We start from the raw sequence: 25,564 nt of genomic DNA, 5'->3' as shown, positions 1-25,564 counted from the left end.
TATTTTTAAACCAACAAACTTTTTTGTGTATTTTATCGAAAATTTTAACCTTTCGTCGATTATTCTCACAAAAGTTAAACATTATATAAAAAAAGTAGACATATCATGTAATACAATAATTTTGCAATCAAAATCTTTTACATGATAAATAAATTCAGTGCAACAATCTTCATTTGCTTCGCAAGTTTTCTTTTTTCGTTTTCACAAACTAAAAAAAGTGTTTCAACAAAAAAAACAACTGAAAACATTTCAATTGATGCTGAATTAAACGAAGCTTCATGGAAAGATGCAGAAATTGCAACCGACTTTGTCTCTTTAGAACCTAAAAACGGAACACCAATTCCTGAAGAATTTAGAACTGAAGTAAAAATCTTGTATTCGGATGACGCTGTTTATATTGGTGCAAAATTATATGATCCAAATCCAGATAAAATTTTAAAGGAATTAGTTGAGAGGGATGATATTGGCACCTCTGATTTTTTTGGTGTTTTTATTAATGGTTACAACGATGGCCAGCAAGAATTTAGATTTTTTGTAACCGCAGCAAATGGTCAGGTGGACACTAATTTCACTTCATCAGAAGGTGAAGATGGCTCGTGGAATGCAATTTGGGAAAGCAATGTAAAAATTACCGATTTTGGCTATGTCATCGAAATGAAAATTCCTTATGCTGCGCTACGTTTTCCTGAAAAAGACAAACAAATTTGGGGACTTAACTTTTTCAGAGAAGTTCGAAGAGAACGCCAAAAATACACTTGGAGTCCAATTGACAATAAAATCGGAGCCATTTCACAGCAAGCTGGACTCTTAACTGGAATTGAAAACATTAAAACACCTACTCGATTATTTTTAATTCCTTATTCTTCATTTTATCTTTCAGGAAGTGAAACTCAAAAAACTAAAGGCGAATTAAAAGGTGGATTAGATATCAAATACGGAATAAACGATGCCTTTACTTTAGATGCAATTTTAGTTCCCGATTTTGGTCAAACTAAATTTGATAACGTGGTTTTAAATTTAGGTCCATTCGAACAACAATTCAATGAAAACCGTCCGTTCTTTACTGAAGGAACCGACTTATTTAGCAAAGGAAATTTATTATACTCAAGAAGAATTGGACAAACTTCCGATTTGAATTTAAACTTAGCTGAAAATGAATCAATAAACGAATATCCGGGCGCTATCAACTTAGTCAATGCTTTAAAAATTTCGGGTCGTGATAAAGATGGATTAGGAATTGGATTTTTAAATGCTATTACCGAAAAAACAATGGCAACAGCAACAAATTCTGTTGATAATTCTACTCGACAAGTAGAAATTTCACCATTGACAAATTACAATGTAATGGTTTTTGACCAGCGATTTAATCAAAATTCATCGGTAACTTTTATAAACACTAATGTTACTAGAAATGGAAGTTTTAGAGATGCTAATGTAACTGGATTATTATTCGATTTGAATAATAAAACCAATACATACAATCTTTCTGGAGGATTAAAATCGAGTAGTATTAATGATGTTGAAAACAAAAACGGCTACAATGCTTCTTTATATTTTGCAGAAACAAATGGAAAATTTAGATATAGCTTTGGTAGTGAATACATGTCAAAAGATTTTGAAATTAATGATTTAGGAATCAATTTCAGAACCAATTATTATTCTTTCTCTGGAAACACAAACTATCGAATTCTAAACCCTAACAAAACCTTCAACACCTTTAGAATTAACCTAAACTCTTACTTTGAATTTTACACACCAACAAATCAAATTCAGGCAAGTAATTTTAATGTAAACTTAAATTCTACAAATAAAAGTAACCATTATTTTGGAGGCGGTTTAAATTTTAATCCGTTTGAAAATTATGATTACTACGAACCACGAGTAGCAAATAGATATTTCGTAAACCCTAGAAATGCCGGTGGTTTTTTCTACTTTTCATCTAATTACAACAATAAATTTGCTTTAGATATTAATCCATTCATTACCCATGTAATAAATGAAAACAGATATGAAGCTGGTATAAACATCAGTCCTAGATATCGATTTAGTGATAAATTTTCATTAGTGTATAGCTTTGACTATTTCAAACAACAAAATGATATTGGTTTTATAGATTTTGAAGGTTCAAATATTATTTTTGCTCGAAGAGACAGAAACACTTACACCAATGCTATTACAAGTAAATTTTCAATTAGCAGTGTAATGAATTTCAATTTATCGGTTAGACATTATTGGTCATTAGCCGAAAATAATAAAATCAATAATCTGAATGAAGACGGAAGTTTATCAACCAATACTACTTATACAGGTAATAAAAACTCAAACTTTAGCACTTGGAATTTAGATTTAAGTTATTCTTGGTGGTTTGCTCCAGGAAGTCAAATGTCGATTTTGTACAGAAACAACGCTGGAACTTTTGACCGCACTATCAATAAAGATTTTGGCTCCAATTTCTCCAACTTATTTGAAGATAATTTGAATCATGTTTTATCTGTAAGCGTTCGTTATTTTATAGATTATAACCAAGCCAAAAACTGGATTAAAAAAGGATAAATCACTTAATCGTTTTCGTAATTTTAAGTCGGTTTTTAATTCAGAAATTTACCAATTGTTTATCTTTGTACAAACACACAAAAATGAACAAAAAAGTAATTTTAATGATATTGGACGGTTGGGGAAAATCTCCCGATCCAAAAGTTTCTGCAATAGACAATGCCAACACGCCTTTTATTGATAGTTTATATACCAAATACCCAAATGCTCAACTAAGAACCGATGGTTTAAACGTTGGTCTACCCGAAGGTCAAATGGGAAATTCAGAAGTCGGTCATATGAATCTTGGCGCTGGACGAATTGTATATCAAGATTTAGCTAAACTAAATTTAGCGGTAGAACACAAAACCATGAGTCAAGAAAAACCACTTATGGACGCTTTTGATTATGCTAAAAACAACAACAAAGCCATTCATTTTTTAGGATTAGTATCTGATGGTGGTGTGCATTCGCATACATCACATTTAAGAGGTTTGATTGATGCTGCTCAATATAGTGGTGTTCAAAAAATGTTTGTTCATGCTTTCACAGATGGTCGTGATGTAGATCCGAAATCGGGAGCTAATTATATTTTAGATTTAGAAAATTATCTTCAAAACACCAATGCGAAATTAGCTTCTGTAATTGGAAGATATTATGCAATGGATAGAGACAAGCGTTGGGAAAGAGTAAAATTAGCTTACGATTTAGTAGTAAATGCTGAAGGAACTCACTCAAAGAATGCTGTCGCGAGTATAAAAGAAAGTTACGCAAAAGATACTACCGATGAATTCATCCAACCAATTGTTATGGTTGATGAGAATGACAATCCAATAGCAAAAATTCAAGACGAAGATGTGGTGATTTTCTTCAATTTTAGAACCGATAGAGGAAGAGAATTAACCGAAGTTTTATCCCAAAAAGACTTTCATGAATTCAACATGCACAAATTGGATTTGTACTATGTAACCATGACCAATTATGACGACACGTATAAAAATGTTCATGTAATTTACGACAAAGACAATATAACCGAAACACTTGGTGAGGTTTTAGAAAAAGCAAACAAAAAACAAATTCGTATTGCCGAAACCGAGAAATATCCGCATGTAACCTTTTTCTTTTCTGGCGGAAGAGAAGAACCTTTTGTAGGTGAAACACGTATTTTAAAAAATTCCCCAAAAGTAGCCACTTACGATTTACAACCCGAAATGAGTGCTTTTGAATTAAAAGACGCTTTAGTTCCAGAATTGAAAAAAGGTGAAGTTGATTTTGTTTGTTTAAACTTTGCTAATGGCGACATGGTTGGACATACTGGAGTGATGTCGGCTGCAATAAAAGCTTGTGAAGCTGTTGATGTTTGTGTAAAAGAAGTAGTTGAAACCGCTTTAGAAAATAATTATACCACAATTATCATCGCCGATCATGGAAATTGCGAAACGATGATAAATCCTGATGGCTCACCAAACACAGCGCATACAACCAATCCTGTTCCTATTATTTTAGTAGATAAAGATTTAAAAACTATACATAATGGGGTTTTGGGCGACATTGCTCCTACGATATTAGAGTTAATGGGAATTGAAAAACCTGCAGTAATGACTTGTCATTCATTATTATAAAAATTAAAAGAGATTCATTTATTTTGAATCTCTTTTTTTTGAACGAATCTAAAATAAAAGTTAAACTTTTATATATTAATAGTAATACTATTATATTTGCATTGTTAAATTTCATTTTATGCAAAATTTACTATCAAACTTAAAAATAACAATTAACGATAAACTATACGTTAAAGATCCTGAAACATCAGAATTAGGGCGTAATATATTAAAAAACAGCATCATATTAATTGATGAAATTGGATTTGAAGCATTTACATTCAAAAAATTGGGTGAAAAAATTCAATCTAATGAAAGTTCTATTTATCGTTATTTTGAAAACAAACACAAACTACTTGTTTATCTAACTTCATGGTATTGGTCATGGATGGAATATCGTATGGCTTTTGCTACCACAAATGTTTCAAATCCAGTTGAAAAATTAGAAAAAGCAATTAAACTCGTAACTGAAAATGTAGTAGATGACAATGCAACTCCACACATTAATGAAGAAATTCTAAATCGAATAATCGTTGGAGAATTTACTAAAACCTTAATGACTAAAGAAGTAGACAACGAAAATAAAGAAGGTTTTTTCTTAGTCTACAAAAGAGTTATCAATCGTATAATTGAAATTATAAAAGAAGTAAACCCGAGCTACCCTTACGCAAAAAGTTTGGCATCAAGTATTGTGGAAGGCGCGCTTCATCAACATTTTTTAAAAAATCATTTAAAAACTATCACCAATTTATCTGAAAAAGAATGTGCTACTGAATTCTATACAGATATGGCTAAAAAAATACTATTATGACACCTTTAAAAAGATTCAAAAACCTCATCTTAATCGACAAACAAGATATTTATCAAATCTTCTTGTATTCTATTATAGCGGGATTAATCAGTTTGTCTTTACCATTAGGGATTCAATCGATTATCAATTTTATTCAAGCTGGAAAAGTAAGTACTTCATGGATAGTTTTAGTTATCATTGTAGTAGTTGGAGTCGCTTTTGTAGGATTACTAAAAATCATGCAGTTTAGAATTACCGAAAACTTACAACAAAAAATATTTGTGCGTTCCTCTTTTGAATTTGCTTATCGTTTTCCAAAAATTAAATTCAACGAATTACACAATCAATATCCCCCAGAATTAGCCAATCGATTTTTCGATACGTTAACCGTACAAAAAGGCTTTTCAAAACTATTATTGGAAATCTCAGGTGCAGCTTTACAAATTATTTTTGGAATCATATTGCTTTCTTTTTATCATTCCTTTTTTATTTTTTTCGGACTTGTCCTTTTGATATTGTTATATCTAATTTTCAAGATAAACTTTAATTTAGGATTAGAAACAAGTTTAAAAGAATCAAAATATAAATATAAAATTGCTCATTGGCTTCAAGAAATTGCAAGAAACCACTTGAGTTTTAAGAGTAATTCCATTTTTAATTATTCATTACATAAAAACGATACATTAGTAGATGAATACTTAAAACAAAGAGAAAGTCATTTTCAGGTTTTATTGAAACAGTTCATACAATTAACTGGATTTAAAATCTTAATCACAGCCGGATTATTAATTATCGGAGGATTATTAGTAATCAATCAGCAAATGAATATTGGACAATTCGTAGCCGCAGAAATCATCATTTTAAGTATCATAACAGCTGTAGAAAAACTATTTTCAGGTTTAGAATTGTTTTATGATGTGTTAACTTCATTAGAAAAATTAGGTTCAGTTGTAGACATGGAATTAGAAGAAGATGTTCAAAATTCTAACTATTTAGTAGATAATAACAAAATTACAATCGAAACCGAAAATGTAACCTTTACTTATCCTAAATCAGATAAAGAAATTCTAAAAAATGTAAGTCTATCTATTCAGCCAAAGCAGCACACTTTAATTTTGGGCGAAAATGGTTCTGGAAAAACAACTTTAATTCGTTTGTTAGCGCGTTTGATTGAACCTACTTCGGGAAGTATTTTTATCAACAATACAAATTACAAAAAGTATTCTTCGGATGAATATCGTTCTAAAATTGGAATAATTACTGCGCATGAAATGCCATTTGAAGGCACAATTTTAGAAAACATTACCTGTAATAATCCGGAGATTAAAATGGAAACGGTTTTTGAATTAGTCGAAAATTTAAAACTAACCGAGGCTATCAAATCTCTTCCAAAAGGATTAGACACACAAATTTCTTCGGAAGGAAAGCAAATTAACTCGTCTACAATTCAAAAAATTGTATTAGCGCGTTGTATCATCAATCAACCAAAATTATTATTTTTAGAAAATCCATTAGACAAATCAGATGAACAAAGTTGCAGAGAAATCATTGACTTCTTAAGCAATGAAAAACAACCTTGGACACTTGTAGTTGTTAGCAAAAATAGCTACTGGAAACAGATTTGTAAAAAAGTAATTCATTTGGAAAAAGGTGAAATTAAATCAATTTAAGCCATGTTAAACATCACAAAAAATAGAATTGACCAGTTTATTAAAATAGACCAATTCAAATCGACTCAAATTTTTAAAGAACAAAAACATTATAAAGTAATTCGTAAAATTATATGGGCTTTTGTTTTATTAGTTGTGCTTTTTCTTTTTCTACCTTGGACACAAAACATAAAAGGAGAAGGAAACGTTACTACGTTAAAACCAAATCAACGTCCGCAAACCATACAAACGGTAATTGCAGGTCGAATTGAAAAATGGTATGTAAATGAAGGTGATTATGTAAAAAAAGGAGATACCATTTTATTTATTTCAGAGGTTAAGGAAGATTATTTAGATCCTAATTTAATTGAGAACACCGGCAATCAGGTAAAAGCAAAAGAAAACGCAGTTGTATCATATGCTGACAAAGTGAAAGCATTGGAAAGTCAAATGGGCGCTATTCAAAACGAAAAAAATCTTAAACTAAAACAAGCACAAAACAAACTTAAACAAGCGTATTTAAAAGTACAAAGTGATAGTATAGATTTTGAAGCAACGAAAACCCAACTTAAAATTTCGAAAACACAGTATACTCGTTCTGTCAATTTAAACAAAGAAGGATTAAAACCAATGACAGATGTAGAGGAAAAAAGAATGAAACTTCAGGAAACTGAAGCTAAAATCATTACACAAGAAAACAAATACATTACTAGTAAAAATGAAGTTTTAAATGCAACAATGGAACTTAACAGAATTAGTGCCGAATATGCAGAAAAAAACGCTAAAGCAAGTAGTGACAAACAAACCGCTTTGAGTTCACAATTTGATACCGAAGCACAAGTAAACAAGCTTAAAAATCAATACAAGAATTATCAAATCAGAAATGGATTGTATTACATTACTGCTCCACAAGATGGTTATGTCAATCGTGCTTTACAATCGGGAATTGGTGAAACCATAAAAGAAGGAACTTCTGTGGTTAGTATTATGCCTTCAAAATATGATATTGCTGTAGAAACATATATCGACCCAGTTGATTTCCCATTAATTAATAACGGAGAGAAAGTTCGTGTTTGGTTTGATGGTTGGCCTACAATAGTTTTCAGCGGATGGCCTGATGTTTCCTATGGAACATTCGGAGGAGTTATTGTTGCCAAAGAAAATTTCATTAGTCCAAACGGAAAATATCGTGTCTTAATTGCACCTGACCCAAAAGAAAAAAAATGGCCAAAGCAATTAAGCATTGGCGCTGGAACTCAAACATTAGCTTTATTAAATGATGTTCCTATTTGGTTCGAAATATGGAGAACTCTAAATGGTTTTCCTCCTAATTTTTATCAACCCACAACTGAAAACACTAAAAAATAATGAAATCGAGACTATTTTATATCTTAATTTTCATTTGTAGTTCGATGAATTTATTGGGACAAAACAACCCAACAGAATTTACGTACAATGAATTTTTAGGTTATGTAAAAAAATATCATCCATTAGTAAAACAAGCCGATTTAAAACTAAATGAAGCACAAGCCATTTTAATGCAGGCACGTGGTGCTTTTGATCCAAAAATTGAAGTAGATTTTAATGAAAAACAATTCAAAGACAATCAATATTATTCTATTTTAAACAGCAGTTTTAAAATTCCAACTTGGTACGGAATTGAACTAAAAGCAGGATTTGATAATGCGGAAGGAATGTATGTAAATCCAGAAAACACATTACCAAATAGTGGTTTAACTTCATTTGGGATTTCAGTTCCAGTAGGTCAAGGATTGTTCATTAACCAAAGAATGGCTGACATTAGAAAAGCAAAAATTGCACAAAATTTGAATGTCGCAGAACGTAATCTACAAGCAATTGAAGTTTTATATGAAGCATCGATAAGTTATGTAAATTGGAAAAGGGCTTTTGAGGAGGTAAAATTATATGAAAATTATCTTGTTAATGCGTCAACTAGATATAAAGGAATTGAAAAATTAATTTCTGAAGGCGACAAACCTGCAATTGATAGTATTGAAGCTGGAATTGTTGTAAAAACAAGATTATTAAATTTAGAAGATGCCAAGTTAAAACTCGTTAAAGCTAAATTAGAATTGTCTAATTATTTATGGTTAGAAAACAATGTCCCTTTAGAGTTAAAAGATGATTTAATTCCTGAAATTACATTATCAAAAACCATAAAAGAAGTTTTACAAGTAAATGAATTAAACCAAATCGATTTAAACAATCATCCTAAAATAAAAGCTTTAGATGCTAAAATTGCGATGCTAAAAGTAGATAAAAAACTAAAAGCTAATGCTCTTTTACCTAAACTTGATGTAAGCTATAATTATTTATCGGAACCAAGTTATATTGATAACTATCGCTTTGAAGATTATAAAATTGGTGTAAATTTCTCTTTTCCTCTTTTTTTAAGAAAAGAAAGAGCAGGTGTAAAATTGGCCAATATTAAAATTCAAGATTCAGAATTTGGATTACAATTTGAACGAAAAAGCTTAGAAAATAAGATTAAATCGCAACAGCAAGAAATTACCTCTATAGAAAAGCAAAGAGAATACATCCGAAAATTGGTTCAAGATTACAACACACTTTTAAATGCCGAAGATCGCTTATTTGAAATGGGAGAAAGTTCATTGTTCATAATTAATTCAAGAGAAAACACATTAGTGAGTTCACAAATTAATGAAATAGCATTAGAAAACAGGTACTTAAATACCATAATAGGATTGTATAAAACAATAGCTAACGCAAATTAAAATTAACAAAAGTTTGGTAAAATTGTTTATTTTGTAACTTATCCACAAAAAAATTAATAAATTAGCACTCCCAAACTATTGAAATGAAAAACAAAATTTCTAATTTATTAATTTTTCTACTTCTATTGAGTGTGAAAAATTTCGCGCAAGGAGGTGCTTCTTCTTGTGCAGAACTTGCTGCTAATCCAGCAGCTTACCAATCATGCGCTACTAGTATCCCTTTTAGTAGTTCCGTTGGAGTTAATGGAGAAAATTTTAACTCAACTTGTATTCCAACCCAATATGTTGGCCCAACTTGGTTTTTTATTGAAATCGATTCTCCAGGAAATGTAGTTTTACAGATTAGCCAACAAAATTTATCTGGTATCGGAACCGATGTTGATTTTGTTCTATGGGGACCTTTTTCAAATTTAAATAACATTTGCAATCAGCTTAACACTACCAATGAAGCAGATTGTAGTTACTTGCCCGACACGGTTGAAACAGTTAACATACCTAATAGCAATGAAGGTGATTTATATGTAATTGTTATTGATAATTATTCTGGGCAAGCTGGTAACATTACTGTATCTCAAATTGGCGGAACAGGAAGTACAAATTGTGATTTCTTATCTTCTGTAAGTTTAAATAATACAGATGGTTCACTATTAACTAATTTAGACTATTGCAAACCAGATTCTAAAGAAATTGTAGCTACAATTGATATTTCAGATTTTCCAGGCATTCCTAGCAATCTAAGATTCAATTATACTTGGTTTAAAGATGGCATACAAGTTAATGCTATTTCTAATTCAACATCTTCTACCAGTAGTTTGATTGTTACCGAAAGTGGACTTTACAAAGTAGCAACAACCGCTTATGATATAACAGTAAATCCAACTGGTAATATAACTGATTTAATAATAAGTGAAGCTCAGGCTAAAATAAAGTTTCATACAAAACCAGAAATTAGTATTGCAAATTCTAATACAGTTTGTTTGAATACTAATCCAGAATTAACTACATCAATTGACAACTTAAATGATTTAAACCTTATCATTGATATTATGTATTTTCAATGGTACCTTAATAACAGTCCTATTAATGGTGCTAGAACAGATACTTTTACACCTACTTTACCAGGCGATTATTATGTAAAAGTTAGCAATTCTCCTTGTTCAGAAACCATTTCTAATACAATTCGAATTATTGCCAATCCAAATATTCAAATTTCATCTAATGCTACAATTTGTGAGAATGATTCTTATACCATAACCTCTACAAATACAAACTCTAGTATCAATACTGGGGTAACTTACCAATGGTATAAAGATGGAATAGCGATATTAGGAGCTACAAGTTCAACTTATACTGTAAATAAATTTAACCAAGCACTAAATAGTACATCTCAATATTATTTGGAAAGCTCAGAACAAGGAACTTGTACAAATACTTCTAACACAATTTCGATAACTATTAATGCTTTACCAGTTATTAATACTGTTTCAACAATTTTAGAACAATGCGATTACATCAATAATACTCTTGATGGTATTGCAGAAACCAATTTACTGCAACTTTATAATTATTTTACAAATAACATCCCTGGATTAACCCTATACTTTTATTCTGACGCAGGATTAACACAACTAATCAATAATCCAACAAATTATATTAATACTGGTTTTCCTTTTTTACAAACAATATATGTAAAAGCAGTTAATGAAAATGTAGTTCCAAATTGTACATCATTAAATACTGGAAGTTTTGTTCTTCAGATTAATCCCACTAGTGTTGCTAACTATCCAAATATTCCAGCAGTATGTCCTGAAATTAATCAAAATTATGGATTTATAAATTTTGAGGCGCAACGAATTTTAATTAAAAACACTTATTTCCCAAGCTCTGATGTAACTATTTCATTTCATTTGAACACATCAGATGCGTCAACAGGATTAAATGGTCAAAATAACACAAGCCAAATACCTGTTGGAACATCAATTATCTACACTCGAGTAATTTCAAATGCAACACAAAGTTGCGAAGGAATTGGTACTTTTGAAGTAGTTGTTACCCAAGCGCCTTTTCAAAATATAATAAATAATGAATCAATTTGTCTTTTAGATTCTTTTTTATTAAACACTAAAGATGTAGAAGCTTTGGTAGGACAAAATCCTACTGTAATTGTTTCTTATTTTAATACATTTGATAACGCAAAAAATAATGTTTTTGTAATTAATAAAAATATTCCACTTCCATTAGCTTTAGGGACAAGAACTATTTTTGCTCGTTTATTTGATACATTAACAGGATGTTTTTCAATCGTAAATTTCAACATCACTGTTTTCCCAAATCCAATTATTACGCAACCATCTCCAATTCGTCATTGTGGTGATGTTACCGCAACTTTTGATTTGAACAGTAGAATAGCTCAAATTAGAAATGGAAACACTAATTATCAAGTAACTTTCTACGCAAATAATGCAGATTTATTAGCAAATAATCCAATTACTACACCTGACAATTACACAAGTGCTTCTACAACAATCATTTGTAAAGTTGTTAACCCAACAAATAATTCATGTGAATCGTTTACATCTCTAACTCTTGTAGTTATGGCTTTGCCAGGAAGTAATACAAATCCTACTCAACTAGAATTATGTAATGATTCTGGTTTTGAATATTTCGATTTAACTTCTCGAGAGGTTCAAATGGCAGCTGCAACACCAATTAATACCATTGAATTTAGATACTACAAAGAGTTAGCTGATGCATTAGCAAATGCTAATGCAAGTAATCGCATTTTTTCGCCTAATAACTTTTTAAACACAACCATCAATTTTCAAAAAATATATGTTCGCTTAAATAGTAGAACCAATATTGATAGTGAAACTGGAATAGCTTGTTTTAAAATATTAGAATTAGATCTTTATGTAAGACCATTTCCAGAAAATAAACTTTCAAAAGAACCTTACATTATTTGTATCGACCAATTAAACTCCATCACTTATCCTGTAGAAATTAAAACATTATTGAATTCAACAGATTATAGTTTTCAATGGTTTACAGGCTACGACGCTTTAACTGGTAATGAAATTTTAGGAGAAACCAATACTTCATTTACAACATCAACCGTTGGACAATATTCGGTTGTGGTTACTAATATTTCAAATGCTGCCAATTGTTCATCTACATTTAATTTTAGCACTGAAAATTCAATTATTCCTAATAGCTTAACCATAACACCAAATGAACTAATTGCTTTTGGAACTGACAATACTGTAACAGCAATGGTTACTCCAGCATCTAACGATTACTTATATTCAATAAATGGGTCGTCTTTTCAAGCTAGTAATGTATTTACAAACATTCCAGGTGGAGATTATACGTTAACAGTAATTAATAAATTTGGTTGTGGAGAAGTTAGTGCTCATTTTACAGTCGTAGATTTTCTAAATTACTTCACTCCAAATGGGGATGGATACAACGACACTTGGAATATTAAAGGAAGTAATGCTTTAGATGCCTCTATAATTAGAATTTTTGACCGATATGGTAAATTAATTGCAGAAATTGATCCGAATGGGGAAGGCTGGAATGGAACTTTAAACGGTAAGCCGCTTCCTTCAACTGATTATTGGTTTACGATTGAATACACTAACGATAATATTACGAAAGAATTTAAAGGACATTTTAGTTTAATCCGATAAATGAAAAAATAGAGTAATAAAAAAGCCTTCGCAATGCGAAGGCTTTTTTTCGTTTTATATCCAAAAAATATATTAGTAACGACCTCTTGAGTTGTTATCTCTATTGTTAGAGTAACCGCCTCTACTTCCACCAGCGTTACGATCGAAACTTCTTCTCTCGCCTTCTGGTTTTGGTTCAGATTTGTTAACAACGATTTTTCTACCTTCGATAGTTCCACCGTTTAATTCGTCGATTGCTTTTTGAGCCTCAGCATCATTAGTCATTTCAACAAATCCAAATCCTTTACTTCTTCCGGTAAATTTGTCAGAGATAATTTTAACTGATTCAACAGCTCCATACTCTTCAAAATAACCTCTTAAATCTGCTTCCTCTACACTGAAAGGAAGACTTCCTACAAAAATGTTCATCTATGAAAAATTTAATTCCTGACAAAGGTAGACTATTTAATGTTGTGAAAAGGTTAAAGTTTGGTTTATTTTCAAAAACAAGCCTTTTTAGCTAAAAAATTCAAAATCAAAAGGTTATATTTTTGAAAAAAATTTAATTCGTTTTGATTTTCTTTAAAGAAGTTTCAATAAAAAAGACAACCTTTCGATTGTCTTTCTATTCTAACTCAACTTTTATTATTTATGGCAACCTGTCATTTCATAATAAGCACGCTCAACCGCTTCTTGATGATTTGGATGCGCAATTTTAACTAATTCTGTTACACGTTGTTTAAGTGTTTTTCCATATAAGTCAGCAATACCATTTTCAGTAATGATATAATGAGCGTGTGCTCTTGTAGTTACAACTCCAGCACCTTGTTTTAAATAAGGAACAATTCGACTTTCACCTCTTTTAGTAGTAGATGGAAGTGCAATAATCGCTTTTCCACCTTCACTTAATGATGCTCCACGAATAAAATCCATCTGACCACCTACTCCAGAGTACATAGTACTACCAATTGAATCCGCGCAAACTTGACCTGTTAAATCTACTTCAATAGCCGAATTAATAGCAACCATTCTTGGATTTCTTCTAATTCGGGCTGTATCATTTACCATAGAAGATTCTTTCATTTCAATAAACGGATTATCATCCACAAAATCATACAAACGTTTAGAACCCATTAAAAATGTTGCCAATGCTCTACCTCTTAAAGTTCCTTTATAATTACAATTAATGACATCATTTTCTATTAAATCGATAACACCATCTGAAAACATTTCTGTATGTAATCCTAAATCTTTGTGATTGGTTAATTTACTCAAAGCCGCATTTGGAATAGAACCAATTCCCATTTGAAGTGTACTTTTATCTTCAATTAAAGAAGCAACATAAGTTCCGATTTTTTCTTCTTCAAATGTAAATGGAGTTACTTCATGAGCAAAAATTGGCACATTAACTTCTACTAAATAATCTATTTCCGAAACATGCAAAATTCCATCACCAAAAGTTCTTGGCATTTGTGGATTCACCTGAGCAATAACAATTTTCGCATTTTCAATAGCTGCTACCGAAGCTTCAACCGAAACTCCTAACGAACAATAGCCATGACTGTCTGGAGGAGAAACATGTATAAATGCCACATCTAATTTTACTACATTTTTACGAAATAATAATGGCAATTCACTTAAAAAAACCGGTGTATACGAACCATTTCCCGCTTTTAACGTATGACGCACATTAGCTCCAATAAAAAAAGAATTCACGTGAAAACTTTCAGCTAATTCAGGATTAGCATAAGGGGCATCACCTTCTGTATGTAAATGACATATTTCTACATCTCTGAGTTCTGATGCTCTTTCGGTTAATGCTTGCGTTAAGATTGTTGGTGTAGCGGCAGCTGCCTGAACATATACCCTATCACCACTTTTTACTACTTGTACAGCTTCCGCTGCGGTTACATATTTTCCCATACCTAATGAAATTTATGCTGCAAATTTATGTTGGAATTTAAGCATAAAATATGACAATTCTCATATTTGATTAAAGGTTTTGGTTTAAAGGCAAGAGGTAATAGTAAATTGAAATTGAATTTTGAAATTGTACTTATAATTGAACTCGAATTCGTACTTTTGCCACGAAATTTTGTATTATGATTGTACTTAAAACCCTTGAAGAAATAGAATTGATGCGCGAAAGTGCTTTGATTGTTTCTAAAACATTAGGAATGATTGCTAAGGAAATTAAACCTGGCGTAACTACTTTGTATTTAGATAAATTAGCGGAAGATTTTCTTCGTTCTCACGGAGCTGAGCCTGCATTTTTAGGAATGTACGGTTTTCCAAATTCGCTTTGCATGAGTCCAAACACACAAGTAGTTCATGGTATTCCTAACAATGTTCCGTTACAAGATGGCGATATTATTTCGGTAGATTGTGGTGCGTTGAAAAATGGTTTTTATGGCGATCATGCCTATACTTTTGAAGTAGGTGAAGTGGCTCCAGAAACAAAAAAACTACTTCAAATCACTAAAGAATCTTTATACGTTGGTATTCGCGAAACTAAAGTAGGTAATCGTGTAGAAGATATCGGACATGCAATTCAACAATACTGTGAAAGTCATGGTTATGGTGTGGTTCGTGAATTATGCGGACATGGTTTAGGTAGAAAAATGCACGAAGATCCAGAAGTTCCTAATTATGGGAAACGAGGTCGCGGAAAAAAACTAGTTAACGGAATGGTTATCGCAATCGAACCGATGATTAATATGGGAACCAAAAACATCAAACAACATAAAGACGGCTGGACAATCACAACTGCCGACGGAAAACCAAGTGCTCATTTTGAACACGATGTTGCTATTGTAAACGGAAAACCTGAATTGTTATCCACTTTTGCTTACATCTATGATGCTTTGGGAATTGTGAGTAATGAAGAAGATGGGTTGAGACAAAAACCATTAGTACTATAATGAAAAAACTATTCAAACTTATATTAAACACTATTCCTCGTCCGATATTAATTCGGCTTAGTATTGTTGTGCGTCCTATTTTGGCTTTTTTATTAAAAGGAAGTCGTTTTACTGACCCTATTGATGGGAAAAGCTTTCGTATGTTTTTACCATATGGTTATGGAACACAACGAAACAATGTTCTATCACCTAGCACACTTTCTTTAGAAAGACATCGTTTGTTGTGGTTGTATTTACAAAACGAAACCAATTTTTTTAAGGCACCAAAAAAAGTATTACACTTTGCACCTGAGCAAGAATTTTACAAGCGTTTTAAAAAACAATCGAATTTAGATTATACCACTACCGATTTGTTTTCACCTTTAGCTGATGTTAAAGCAGATATATGTAATTTGCCGTTTGAAGACAATTCATATGATATGATTTTGTGTAATCATGTTTTAGAACACATCCCTGATGATACAAAAGCCATGCAAGAATTATATCGTGTTTTAAAACCGGGTGGAATGGGAATCTTTCAAATTCCACAAGATTTATCAAGAGCCACCACTTTTGCAGATGATTCGATTACTGATCCAAAAGAGAGAGCTAAAATCTTCGGACAATACGATCACGTAAGAGTTTATGGAAGAGATTACTTTGATAAACTAAGAAGCATTGGTTTTAAAGTAGACGAAGTAGATTACACTAAAACAATAGCTCCCGAATTAGTAGAAAAATATTGTTTAGCAAAAGGGGAAATTATTCCAGTTTGTTATAAGTAATAAAAAAGGCTTTCAAATTTGAAAGCCTTTTTTATTACTCTTTAATCAAAGATTTAAAATTATCTGTTGTAAATTGTTGCATCTTGTTGTCTGCATCAGCATACAAAAGCATTACACGCAATTCAGGATGTTTTTGAAGAAATGATTTACTTTCCTCTAAACTCATTAACATAAAAGCAGTGGCATACCCATCTGAAATAGCGGATGATTTTGAAAGAACAGTTGCACTTAGCACATTATTTTTTTGAGCTAATCCTGTTTTTGGATTTATAATATGAACAAACTTCTTACCTGTTTTTTCATCAATCATAACTTTACGATAATTACCTGAAGTTGCCATTCCTAAGTTTTCTAAATTTACTTTGGCCATTAAAGTGCGTTCTTCTGGTTTTTGTAATGGGTCGTCGATTCCTACTACCCAATTCTTATTTTCAATCGTGTTTTTTCCTAAAGCGAATAATTCACCTCCAATTTCAACAATAGCATTTTCAATTCCTTTCGATTTTAAATAATTTACGACCACATCAACGGAATAACCTTGAGCAATTGCATTGAAATCGATGAAAGTTTCTTTATGTTTTTTTGAAATGGTTTTATTTGAATTTAAAGTAATCTTATCAAAACCTACAAATTGCAACAAACTATCTATTTGTTTTTGAGATAAATTTTCTTGCTTTTTATTTGGTCCAAAACCATAAGCATTCACTAAAACACCAATTGTTGGGTCGAATAAACCATTCGTTTCTTTATAAATTTGATTCGAAAGTTGGAATGTTTCTGTAAAAAAAATATCAACTACAACAGTTGAATCACCAGCATTTATTTTAGAAATTTTAGAATCTGGTCGGTATGTTGAAAGCGACAAATCGAAAGCAGTTAACAACGAGTCGATTTGATTTTTAGTTACTTTTTCTTCTGATGCAATATATTTTATAGAATAGGTGCTTCCTTGTGCTTCACCTTGAATGATATGAAAATCTGTGGCTTTATCACATGAAACTAATAACACAGCTACAACCAAAAAACTACAAAATCTCTTTAATTCCTTCATAATTTAAAATATAATCTTGATTTTTAAAAACCGGCTTCTCGAAATCTTCTGCATTGGCAAAACCAACTCCAGCATACAACACCTTAGCTTTTTTTCCTTTGGCGTGATTGATGAAGGTTTCCATAAACAAAACATCGTATTCGGCAGGATTATCTGGATACGTAACGGCTTGTACCATTACAAAATGCAAAGTGTTCGTAGGTTTATCTACACAAACAAATTGCGGATGTTTTTTCAATTGGCTGTTAATAGCAATGAACTCAAATCCTTGTTTTTCGAGTTCTTTTCCCACGTGATTCATGGCCAAATGATGTAAGTCTTGTAGTGATAATGGTTCCATGATGCAAAGGTAGTTATTCTATTTGAATGCATAAAAAAACCGACTCATTTCTGAATCGGTTTTGGTATTTAAAATTTGGATTAACCTCCAAAGTCGTCAAATCTAATGTTTTCTGGATCTAAACCGAAGTCTTCACCCATTTTTTGAACTGCTTTGTTCATCATTGGTGGACCACAGAAATACAATTCAATATCTTCTGGATTATCGTGTTTTGATAAATAATTATCAATTACCACATTATGAATAAATCCTACGAATCCGTCACCTTCTCCGTCGATTCCTTCTTTCACTTTCCAGTTATCTTCTGGTTGTGGTTCAGATAAAGCCAAATAGAATTTAAAGTTTGGAAAATCTTTCTCTAACGCTCTGAAATGGTCTGTGTAGAACAATTCACGTTTAGAACGACCTCCGTACCAATACGTAACTTTTCTTCCTGTTTTTACTGTACGGAATAAGTGATATAAGTGCGAACGCATTGGCGCCATACCTGCTCCACCACCTACATACAACATTTCAGCTTCTGATTCGTTGATGAAGAATTCTCCGTAAGGTCCAGAAACTACTACTGGATCACCTGCTTTTCTTGAGAAAACGTATGAAGAAGCAATACCTGGGTTTACTTTCATCCAATCGTTTGTAGCTCTATCAAAAGGAGGCGTTGCAATACGAACGTTCAACATAATTTTTCTTCCTTCTGCAGGGTAAGAAGCCATTGAGTAAGCTCTTTCAACCAATTCGTCATTTTTCATAACTAATGGCCATAATTTGAACTTATCCCATTCCGCTTTGAATTTTTCAGGATCACCAGGATGTTCTTCTGGGTGCGCCATAATATCCATATCTGAGAATTTTACTTCACATTTAGGGATTTCAATTTGGATATATCCACCCGCTTCGTAGTGCATATCTTCTGGTAACTCAACAATAAATTCTTTAATAAAAGAAGCTACATTGTAGTTAGAATATACTTTTGCTTCGAATTTTTTGATACCAAAAATTTCTTCTGGCACTTCGATTACCATGTCTTGTTTTACTTTAACTTGACATCCTAATCTCCATCCGTCTGCTAATTCTTTACGTGAAAAGTTAGGTATTTCTGTTGGTAATGGTTCACCACCACCTTCTAATACTTTACATTTACATTGTAAACAAGAACCTCCACCACCACAAGCTGATGGTAAGAAGATTTTACTATTTCCTAAAGTAGTTAAAAGCGTACTTCCTCCACCTACTTCGATTTCGTTTTCACCGTTAATTTTAATCTTTACTGCACCTGAGTTTACCAACTTTGATTTAGCGTATAATAGCATAAACACCATTAGTAAAATAAGCACTAAGAAAGCTAAAATTGAATATGTAATTAATTCTGTTATACTAAACATGAGTTCAATTTTTAATGTTATACTATTATTTAACTACTTGAGTTGAATCTACTTTTACAGAATCTACAGCTACTTGAACTGAATCAACTACAGGAGTTTCAACAACAGCTGGAGCTGGAGTTGTTACTTTTACTTCTGGTTTTTTGTTTAATGCGTTAAGGTCAATTCCACCAAAACTCATAAAACCAATAGCCATTAAACCTGTTAAGATAAAAGTAATACCTAAACCTCTTAGCGGCGCTAATACGTTAGAATATTCCATTTTTTCACGGATAGCTGCCATTGCCACAATAGCAATTGTCCAACCTAATCCAGATGCAAATCCGAAAGTTACAACGTGTCCTAATGAAGAGTAAGTTCCACCATCAACTCTTTGTTGCATGAATAATGAACCTCCTAAGATAGCACAGTTTACAGCAATAAGTGGTAAGAAAATACCCAATGAGTTATATAATGAAGGTGAAAATTTCTCAACAATCATTTCTACTAACTGTACCATTGTAGCTACAGAAGCGATGAACAAAATGAAAGTTAAAAAGCTTAAATCTAATTCAGCAAATGATGGGTCTAACCAAGCTAATGCACCAGCACCTAAAACATAGTGATAGATTAAATAGTTTAATGGAACCGTAATTACTTGTACAAAGGTTACAGCAATTCCAAGACCTATAGCTGTTGATACTTTTTTAGAAACGGCCAAAAATGAACACATTCCTAAGAAGTATGCAAAAATCATGTTATCAATGAAAACTGATTTTAAAAATATATTGATATATTCAAACATAGCTATTATTTTTTCTCGATTAATTTCTTGTTAATTCCTCTTTGTACCCAAATTACGATACCTACCATCACTAAAGCCATTGGAGCTAATAACATGAATCCGTTGTTAACATATCCTGTTGAATATAATTTTGTTTTTTCAACAGAATTTCCAAGAATTTCGATTCCGAATAATTTTCCTGAACCTAATAATTCTCTGAAAAATGCTACAACCATTAAAATGATTCCATACCCTAAACCGTTTCCTAAACCATCTAAAAATGAAGGCCAAGGTTTGTTTCCTAAAGCAAATGCTTCAAAACGTCCCATTAAGATACAGTTGGTAATAATTAATCCTACGAATACTGATAATTGTTTACTGATATCATACGCATACGCTTTCAAAATTTGGTCAACCAAAATTACTAAAGCTGCTGCTACAACCAACTGAACAATGATACGGATTCTACTTGGAATTAAGTTTCTTAATAATGATATAATTACGTTACCAAAAGCTACAACCGCAGTTACAGAAAGCGCCATTACAAAGGCGTTTTTCATTTGAACTGTTACCGCTAAAGCTGAACAAATACCTAATACCTGAACCGTTACTGGGTTATCGTCATTAAATGGATTCGTAATTAATTTAATATTACTTTTTGAAAATAATCCTTCTTTGTTGTTATCTGCCATGACGATTATTTTTTATTAGATTTTAAATATTTTTCATATGGTTTTAAACCTCTAACTAACATTTCGGTTACACCATTTCCTGTTAAAGTAGCTCCAGAAATTGCATCAACTTCACCATCGGCTTTGTTGTCTTTCCCTTGATATCCTTTAACTACTTTTAAACCTTGTAAGTTTCCGTTAGCATCAAATACATTCTCACCAATAAAACTTTTTTGGAAATAATCTTGTGTAATTTCACCTCCTAAACCTGGAGTTTCTGCTTTATGGTCAAATACAATACCATCTACTTTTAAGTTTTCGTCAACTGAAACATAACCCCAGATAGCATCCCATAATCCCATTCCTCTTACTGGAATAACATAGAACTTTTTACCGTCTTTCTCAGCATTGAAAATTGGGAATTTCCCTTTTTCTTTAGCGATATCAACATTAAAAGCATCTTTACTGATTTCGTTTCCGTTCTCATCAAAAACCACTTCACTAATAATGTGTTTTTTATATGCTACTTCCGAAGCATCTCTATCTACAGCTACTCCAAACGATTTTAGAATGTACTGCATTTTCTCTTTCTTAATGTTTGCGTCTTGGTCTGGCTTAAGTGCAGTTGCAGCAAATGCTAAAGCAGAAGCTACTAACACTACCATTACAGTCGCAAACAAAAACGTATATCCGTTACTTTCTCTATTCATGACTATGCAGATTTTAATTGTTTAGACTTAGCCAATCTTTTCTTTCTCTTAGAAATGTTTCCATTTACTACGAAATAATCAATTGTTGGCGCTAAAGTGTTCATTAATAAGATAGCTAACATTACTCCTTCTGGGTAAGCAGGATTGAAAACTCTAATCATAATACTAAAGAATCCTATTAATAAACCGTAGATGATTTTTCCTTTATCGGTTTGAGCTGCAGAAACTGGATCAGTTGCCATGAATACAATACCAAAAGCAAAACCTCCAACTACTAAATGATTTATCCAATCAAAGTTCATTAAAGCAGTTAACCCAACAGCGTTGAACATCATTGCTGTTAATGCCGCTCCCACTACTCCAGAAACCATAATTTTCCAACTACCAACACCAGTTGCAATCAAAATAAATGCACCAATTAAGATAGCTAAAACCGAAGTTTCTCCAATTGAACCTGGAATAAAACCTAAGAACATATCCATAGTAGAATAAGCTACTTCTTTTCCTTGTGCTAATGAACCCAAGATAGTTTCTCCTGAAATTGCATCAGTAGTACTTGCCTCACTAACCCAAATTTTATCTCCCGACATAAATGTAGGATAAGCAAAGAATGCGAAAGCACGCGCTAATAAAGCTGGATTGAAAATATTCATTCCTGTTCCTCCAAAAGCTTCTTTACCAATCACAACTGCAAAAGCAACTGAAATAGCTAACATCCATAAAGGTAAGTCAACTGGCATAACCATTGGAATTAACAATCCAGATACTAAATATCCTTCGTTAACTTCGTGACCTCTAAAAATTGCGAAAGCAAATTCAATACCTAATCCTACCGCATACGATACAATAATCATTGGTAATACTTTCCACAATCCGTGTAAGAAGATATCCATAAATGGAGGTAAAACACCTTCGTTCAATTGAATAAAGTGTTGGTAACCTGCATTATAAATTCCGAATAATAATGCTGGAACTAAAGCTAAAACCACAGTAATCATGGTTCTCTTTAAATCTACAGCATCTCTAATATGAGCTCCGTGCTTTGTGGTATGATTAGGCACATATAAAAATGTATCTAATGCATTGATAGCAGGTGCAAATTTTTCAAATTTTTGCCCTTTCTCAAAAGGCTTTTTAATTTGGTCTATTTTATCTCTTAAAAACTTCATAGCTATTATCCTACTTCTTTAATCATTAAATCAAGAGCTTCACGAATGATTTGTTGCGCTTCTAATTTAGATGTGTTAGTATAATCAATTAAAGCAAAATCTTCTGGAGCTACTTCGTAAATTCCTAAGCTTTCCATTTTATCGATATCACTTGCCAAACAAGCTTTTAATAATTGCATTGGAAAAATATCAAGAGGCATAACTGCTTCCATTTCTCCTGTTACAACTAAAGCTCTTTCTTCACCGTTCAAATTGGTGTTAGGCGCATATTTTTTACCTGGCATTAACCATGATAATCCTGTTCTTGATGCACTGTGAACACTTGGCGAAGCGAATGGCATCCATCCAAACATTCTGTAAACATTTCCTTCAGGAATAATAGTTACTGTATTGCTTAAGAAACCTAAATTTCCATCCATTTTTACTTTAGTACCAGTTAAAACATCTCCAGAAATAACTCTCACGTTATCTCCTTCAATTTTACCAGCAACTAAATCGGCAATAGCAGCACCAGAAATTACATTATAGTATTGAGCGTCTTTAACTTCAGAACCTACTAAAGCCACAGTTCTTGTTGCATTGAATTTTCCAGTTAAAAATAATTCACCAATTGTTGCAACATCTTGAGGCGTTACTGTCCAAACTCTCTCACCTGCATTAATAGGCGAAATTTTTCCAATTTGAACACCAACATTTCCAGCAGGATGCGGTCCGTACACTTGGTGTAAAGAAACTCCTTTAACGTCTTTAAAAATTGATTTCCCTTTACCTTTAACAGATAAATGAACTTTTCCTGATGTCAATTTTGCTAAAGCATCGATACCAGTTTGAAAAGCTTGCAACTTGTTTTCTAAAACAAACTCAACATCTGCCGCTAACGGTGCAGTTGCATAAGCTGAAATAAAAATAGCTTTAGGTGAATCAGCTGAATTAGCAATCACATCATAAGGACGTTGATTGATAAATGGCCAACAACCTGAAGCTAACAAATGTGCTTTTACTTCTTCTGTTGATAAATCGTTAGGATTTTTCTTGCTATGCTCAACGAAAACATCTTGAGAATCAGCAGCAATAAGAATCTCTAAAATGACTCTTTTTTCACCGCGTTTGATTTCTTGAATTTTCCCGCTTACAGGAGCAACGAATTTAACTTTCTCATCCGATTTAGAATAGAAAATTACTTCTCCCGCTTTAACGTTATCCCCCTCTTTTACTACCATTTTCGGAGTAACTCCATGGAAGTCAGAAGGCTTAACAGCATAGACTTTCGAGCGAGTGGCATCAGCTATCTTTTGAGCTGCTTCACCCTTCAACTTAAGGTCTAAACCTTTTTTAATTCGAATGTCTTTTGACATATTTTTGAAGATATGATTGTTAAAAAATTTACTATAAAACGTGCAAATTTAATCAAATACATAATAGCTTACCAAAAATAAAGTTGGAGATTTGCTTTATTTATAATTATTCTAAATTAAGTAATATTAATATATTTAATAGAATAGTATTTGTTTTCAAAGTTTTGCTATTTTTACATCATAATACTTAAAAATGAATAAATTAATCTTCATAATCAGTTTCTTCTTTTGCCATGTTGTTTTTTCTCAATCTGGAATAGAACAAGAACCTCCATTCAATATAAAAACCATTTCGTTTAGAATTAATGGTAACAATGTTATTCCGTTCTTTAAACTTGGAGAAACTTTTGAGTTGAGCTTTGATGATTTATATGGAGACGAAGCAGATTATTACTATACCATTACGCAATACAATTACGATTGGTCTGCACCATCTGATTTAGGGAAAGTAGAATATTTAAACGGAATGGATAACCAGCGAATTATTACATATGAAAATTCATTCAATACTTTACAATTATATTCTCATTACAAACAAGTTTTCCCTAATAGATTCAATCAGATAACTAAAAGTGGCAATTACATCATTACGGTTTTAAATGACGAAAGTGAAATTGTTTTTTCTCGCAGAATTATAATCTACGAAGAACAAGTAGCAGTTGGAGTCTCCGTGAGAAGAACTAGAGATTTTGATAGCCTAAACCAAAAACAAAATATTGAAATGTCAATAAATTATGGTGATAGAGTTCTACAAAATCCCATTCAAAACGTTAAAGTCACCCTCTTTCAAAATGGCAATTGGAAAACTAGTATTTCCAATCTTAAACCTCAATATACACTTGGATCAGAATTAATTTACAGATATAACAAGGAAACACAATTTTGGGGCGGAAACGAATGTTATAGCATAGACAATAAAATCATAAGAGCTACAAACAATACAGTCGCAAAAGTTTCTTCAGGCGATAATATTTATAACACTCATTTGTACGTAAACACTCCAAGAAAAAACCAACCTTACACCTATTTCCCTGATATTAATGGCAACTTTTTTATTCAGAATGCGAATACTACTAATTCACAAATAGAAGCTGATTATTCATGGGTTTATTTTTCTTTAAGCACTTTAAACCTAATAGACAAAAACATCTATATAGTAGGTATGTTTAACAACTACACCTTGAATGATGAATTTAAAATGGAATTTAATAAAATTTCAGGATTGTACGAAAAAGCAATTTTATTAAAACAAGGATTTACTAACTATCAATACGTAATCATTGATAAATTAGGTAACGTAGATTATGAAAATGCAATTGATGGTAATTTCTTTCAGACAGAAAACAACTATACAGCAATTGTATATTATAGAGGAAATAACGACAGATACGATAGAGTAATTGGAATTGCAAACACGAATAGCGAAGTTATCCGTAATTAAT

General features: G+C 31.9%; 20 protein-coding genes. 10 read left to right on the top strand and 10 right to left on the bottom strand.

The features are described 5' to 3' along the window. Positions 1–141 precede the first annotated feature (141 nt). The 7 genes from OJ995_RS03305 (at position 142) to OJ995_RS03275 (ending at position 13,017) form a co-directional block, all read left to right on the top strand. Positions 142–2,553, top strand: a complete 2,412-nt coding sequence (locus tag OJ995_RS03305) for a DUF5916 domain-containing protein (RefSeq protein ID WP_264368142.1) — start codon at positions 142–144, stop codon at positions 2,551–2,553. Positions 2,554–2,636: 83 nt separating this feature from the next. Next, positions 2,637–4,154 (top strand): 2,3-bisphosphoglycerate-independent phosphoglycerate mutase, encoded by a 1,518-nt coding sequence (gene gpmI, locus OJ995_RS03300; RefSeq protein ID WP_264368141.1) that lies wholly within the window; start codon positions 2,637–2,639, stop codon positions 4,152–4,154. Between the two features lie 118 nt (positions 4,155–4,272). Further along, on the top strand, positions 4,273–4,944 hold the full coding sequence (locus tag OJ995_RS03295) for a TetR/AcrR family transcriptional regulator (RefSeq protein ID WP_264368140.1): 672 nt from the start codon (positions 4,273–4,275) through the stop codon (positions 4,942–4,944). After that, entirely contained in the window at positions 4,941–6,593 is a 1,653-nt protein-coding gene (locus tag OJ995_RS03290; RefSeq protein ID WP_264368139.1) for a peptidase domain-containing ABC transporter, read from the top strand. Before OJ995_RS03295 ends, OJ995_RS03290 begins: the two co-directional genes overlap by 4 nt. A gap of 3 nt (positions 6,594–6,596) precedes the next feature. Continuing rightward, the gene (locus tag OJ995_RS03285; protein ID WP_264368138.1) at positions 6,597–7,940 is read left to right on the top strand and encodes an HlyD family secretion protein; all 1,344 of its coding nucleotides are present in this window, start codon (positions 6,597–6,599) and stop codon (positions 7,938–7,940) included. Beyond that, positions 7,940–9,328 carry a TolC family protein gene (locus OJ995_RS03280; RefSeq protein WP_264368137.1) on the top strand — a complete coding sequence of 463 codons (1,389 nt, stop codon included), beginning with the start codon at positions 7,940–7,942 and terminating at the stop codon, positions 9,326–9,328. Before OJ995_RS03285 ends, OJ995_RS03280 begins: the two co-directional genes overlap by 1 nt. An 83-nt stretch (positions 9,329–9,411) precedes the next feature. After that, on the top strand, positions 9,412–13,017 hold the full coding sequence (locus OJ995_RS03275) for a T9SS type B sorting domain-containing protein (protein WP_264368136.1): 3,606 nt from the start codon (positions 9,412–9,414) through the stop codon (positions 13,015–13,017). A gap of 72 nt (positions 13,018–13,089) precedes the next feature. Here OJ995_RS03275 and rbp read toward each other — a convergent pair whose 3' ends face one another. Together rbp and OJ995_RS03265 are read right to left on the bottom strand one after the other, a co-directional pair. After that, positions 13,090–13,425: an RNA-binding regulator gene (rbp, locus tag OJ995_RS03270; protein ID WP_264368135.1), complete on the bottom strand. Its 336-nt coding sequence runs from the start codon at positions 13,423–13,425 to the stop codon at positions 13,090–13,092. Positions 13,426–13,641: 216 nt separating this feature from the next. Further along, complete coding sequence (locus OJ995_RS03265) at positions 13,642–14,919, bottom strand: acetyl-CoA hydrolase/transferase family protein (RefSeq protein ID WP_264368134.1); 1,278 nt, start codon at positions 14,917–14,919, stop codon at positions 13,642–13,644. A 179-nt stretch (positions 14,920–15,098) separates the two neighbouring features. On the opposite strand from OJ995_RS03265, the gene map reads away from it, so the two are divergent. Then, positions 15,099–15,917 (top strand): type I methionyl aminopeptidase, encoded by an 819-nt coding sequence (gene map, locus OJ995_RS03260; protein WP_264368133.1) that lies wholly within the window; start codon positions 15,099–15,101, stop codon positions 15,915–15,917. Beyond that, complete coding sequence (locus OJ995_RS03255; protein ID WP_264368132.1) at positions 15,917–16,681, top strand: class I SAM-dependent methyltransferase; 765 nt, start codon at positions 15,917–15,919, stop codon at positions 16,679–16,681. The genes map and OJ995_RS03255 overlap by 1 nt, the downstream gene beginning before the upstream one ends. 34 nt (positions 16,682–16,715) lie before the next feature. Here OJ995_RS03255 and OJ995_RS03250 read toward each other — a convergent pair whose 3' ends face one another. The 8 genes from OJ995_RS03250 to OJ995_RS03215 form a co-directional block, all read right to left on the bottom strand. Beyond that, positions 16,716–17,732 (bottom strand): FAD:protein FMN transferase, encoded by a 1,017-nt coding sequence (locus tag OJ995_RS03250; protein ID WP_264368131.1) that lies wholly within the window; start codon positions 17,730–17,732, stop codon positions 16,716–16,718. Next, on the bottom strand, positions 17,707–18,072 hold the full coding sequence (locus tag OJ995_RS03245; RefSeq protein WP_284698658.1) for a DUF8840 domain-containing protein: 366 nt from the start codon (positions 18,070–18,072) through the stop codon (positions 17,707–17,709). Before OJ995_RS03245 ends, OJ995_RS03250 begins: the two co-directional genes overlap by 26 nt. Before the next feature lie 80 nt (positions 18,073–18,152). Then, positions 18,153–19,454 carry an NADH:ubiquinone reductase (Na(+)-transporting) subunit F gene (gene nqrF / locus OJ995_RS03240; RefSeq protein ID WP_264368130.1) on the bottom strand — a complete coding sequence of 434 codons (1,302 nt, stop codon included), beginning with the start codon at positions 19,452–19,454 and terminating at the stop codon, positions 18,153–18,155. A gap of 25 nt (positions 19,455–19,479) precedes the next feature. After that, positions 19,480–20,238, bottom strand: coding sequence for an NADH:ubiquinone reductase (Na(+)-transporting) subunit E (gene nqrE / locus OJ995_RS03235; RefSeq protein ID WP_264368129.1), 759 nt, complete (start codon positions 20,236–20,238; stop codon positions 19,480–19,482). A gap of 5 nt (positions 20,239–20,243) precedes the next feature. Beyond that, positions 20,244–20,909, bottom strand: a complete 666-nt coding sequence (locus tag OJ995_RS03230) for an NADH:ubiquinone reductase (Na(+)-transporting) subunit D (protein ID WP_264368128.1) — start codon at positions 20,907–20,909, stop codon at positions 20,244–20,246. Between the two features lie 5 nt (positions 20,910–20,914). Beyond that, positions 20,915–21,598, bottom strand: coding sequence for an NADH:ubiquinone reductase (Na(+)-transporting) subunit C (gene nqrC, locus OJ995_RS03225; protein WP_264368127.1), 684 nt, complete (start codon positions 21,596–21,598; stop codon positions 20,915–20,917). A gap of 2 nt (positions 21,599–21,600) precedes the next feature. After that, positions 21,601–22,767, bottom strand: a complete 1,167-nt coding sequence (locus OJ995_RS03220) for an NADH:ubiquinone reductase (Na(+)-transporting) subunit B (protein ID WP_264368126.1) — start codon at positions 22,765–22,767, stop codon at positions 21,601–21,603. A 5-nt stretch (positions 22,768–22,772) separates the two neighbouring features. Beyond that, entirely contained in the window at positions 22,773–24,122 is a 1,350-nt protein-coding gene (locus OJ995_RS03215) for a Na(+)-translocating NADH-quinone reductase subunit A (protein WP_264368125.1), read from the bottom strand. Positions 24,123–24,315: 193 nt separating this feature from the next. Here OJ995_RS03215 and OJ995_RS03210 point away from each other — a divergent pair, with 193 nt between their 5' ends. Further along, complete coding sequence (locus tag OJ995_RS03210) at positions 24,316–25,563, top strand: type IX secretion system plug protein (RefSeq protein WP_264368124.1); 1,248 nt, start codon at positions 24,316–24,318, stop codon at positions 25,561–25,563. The last annotated feature ends 1 nt before the right edge of the window (position 25,564 follow it).

The sequence above is a fragment of the Flavobacterium lacisediminis genome (assembly GCF_025909975.1).
Taxonomy (GTDB): Bacteria; Bacteroidota; Bacteroidia; order Flavobacteriales; family Flavobacteriaceae; genus Flavobacterium; species Flavobacterium lacisediminis.
The sequence above is the reverse complement of the archived record's forward strand: the minus strand, read 5'-3'. Positions and strand labels throughout refer to the sequence as shown.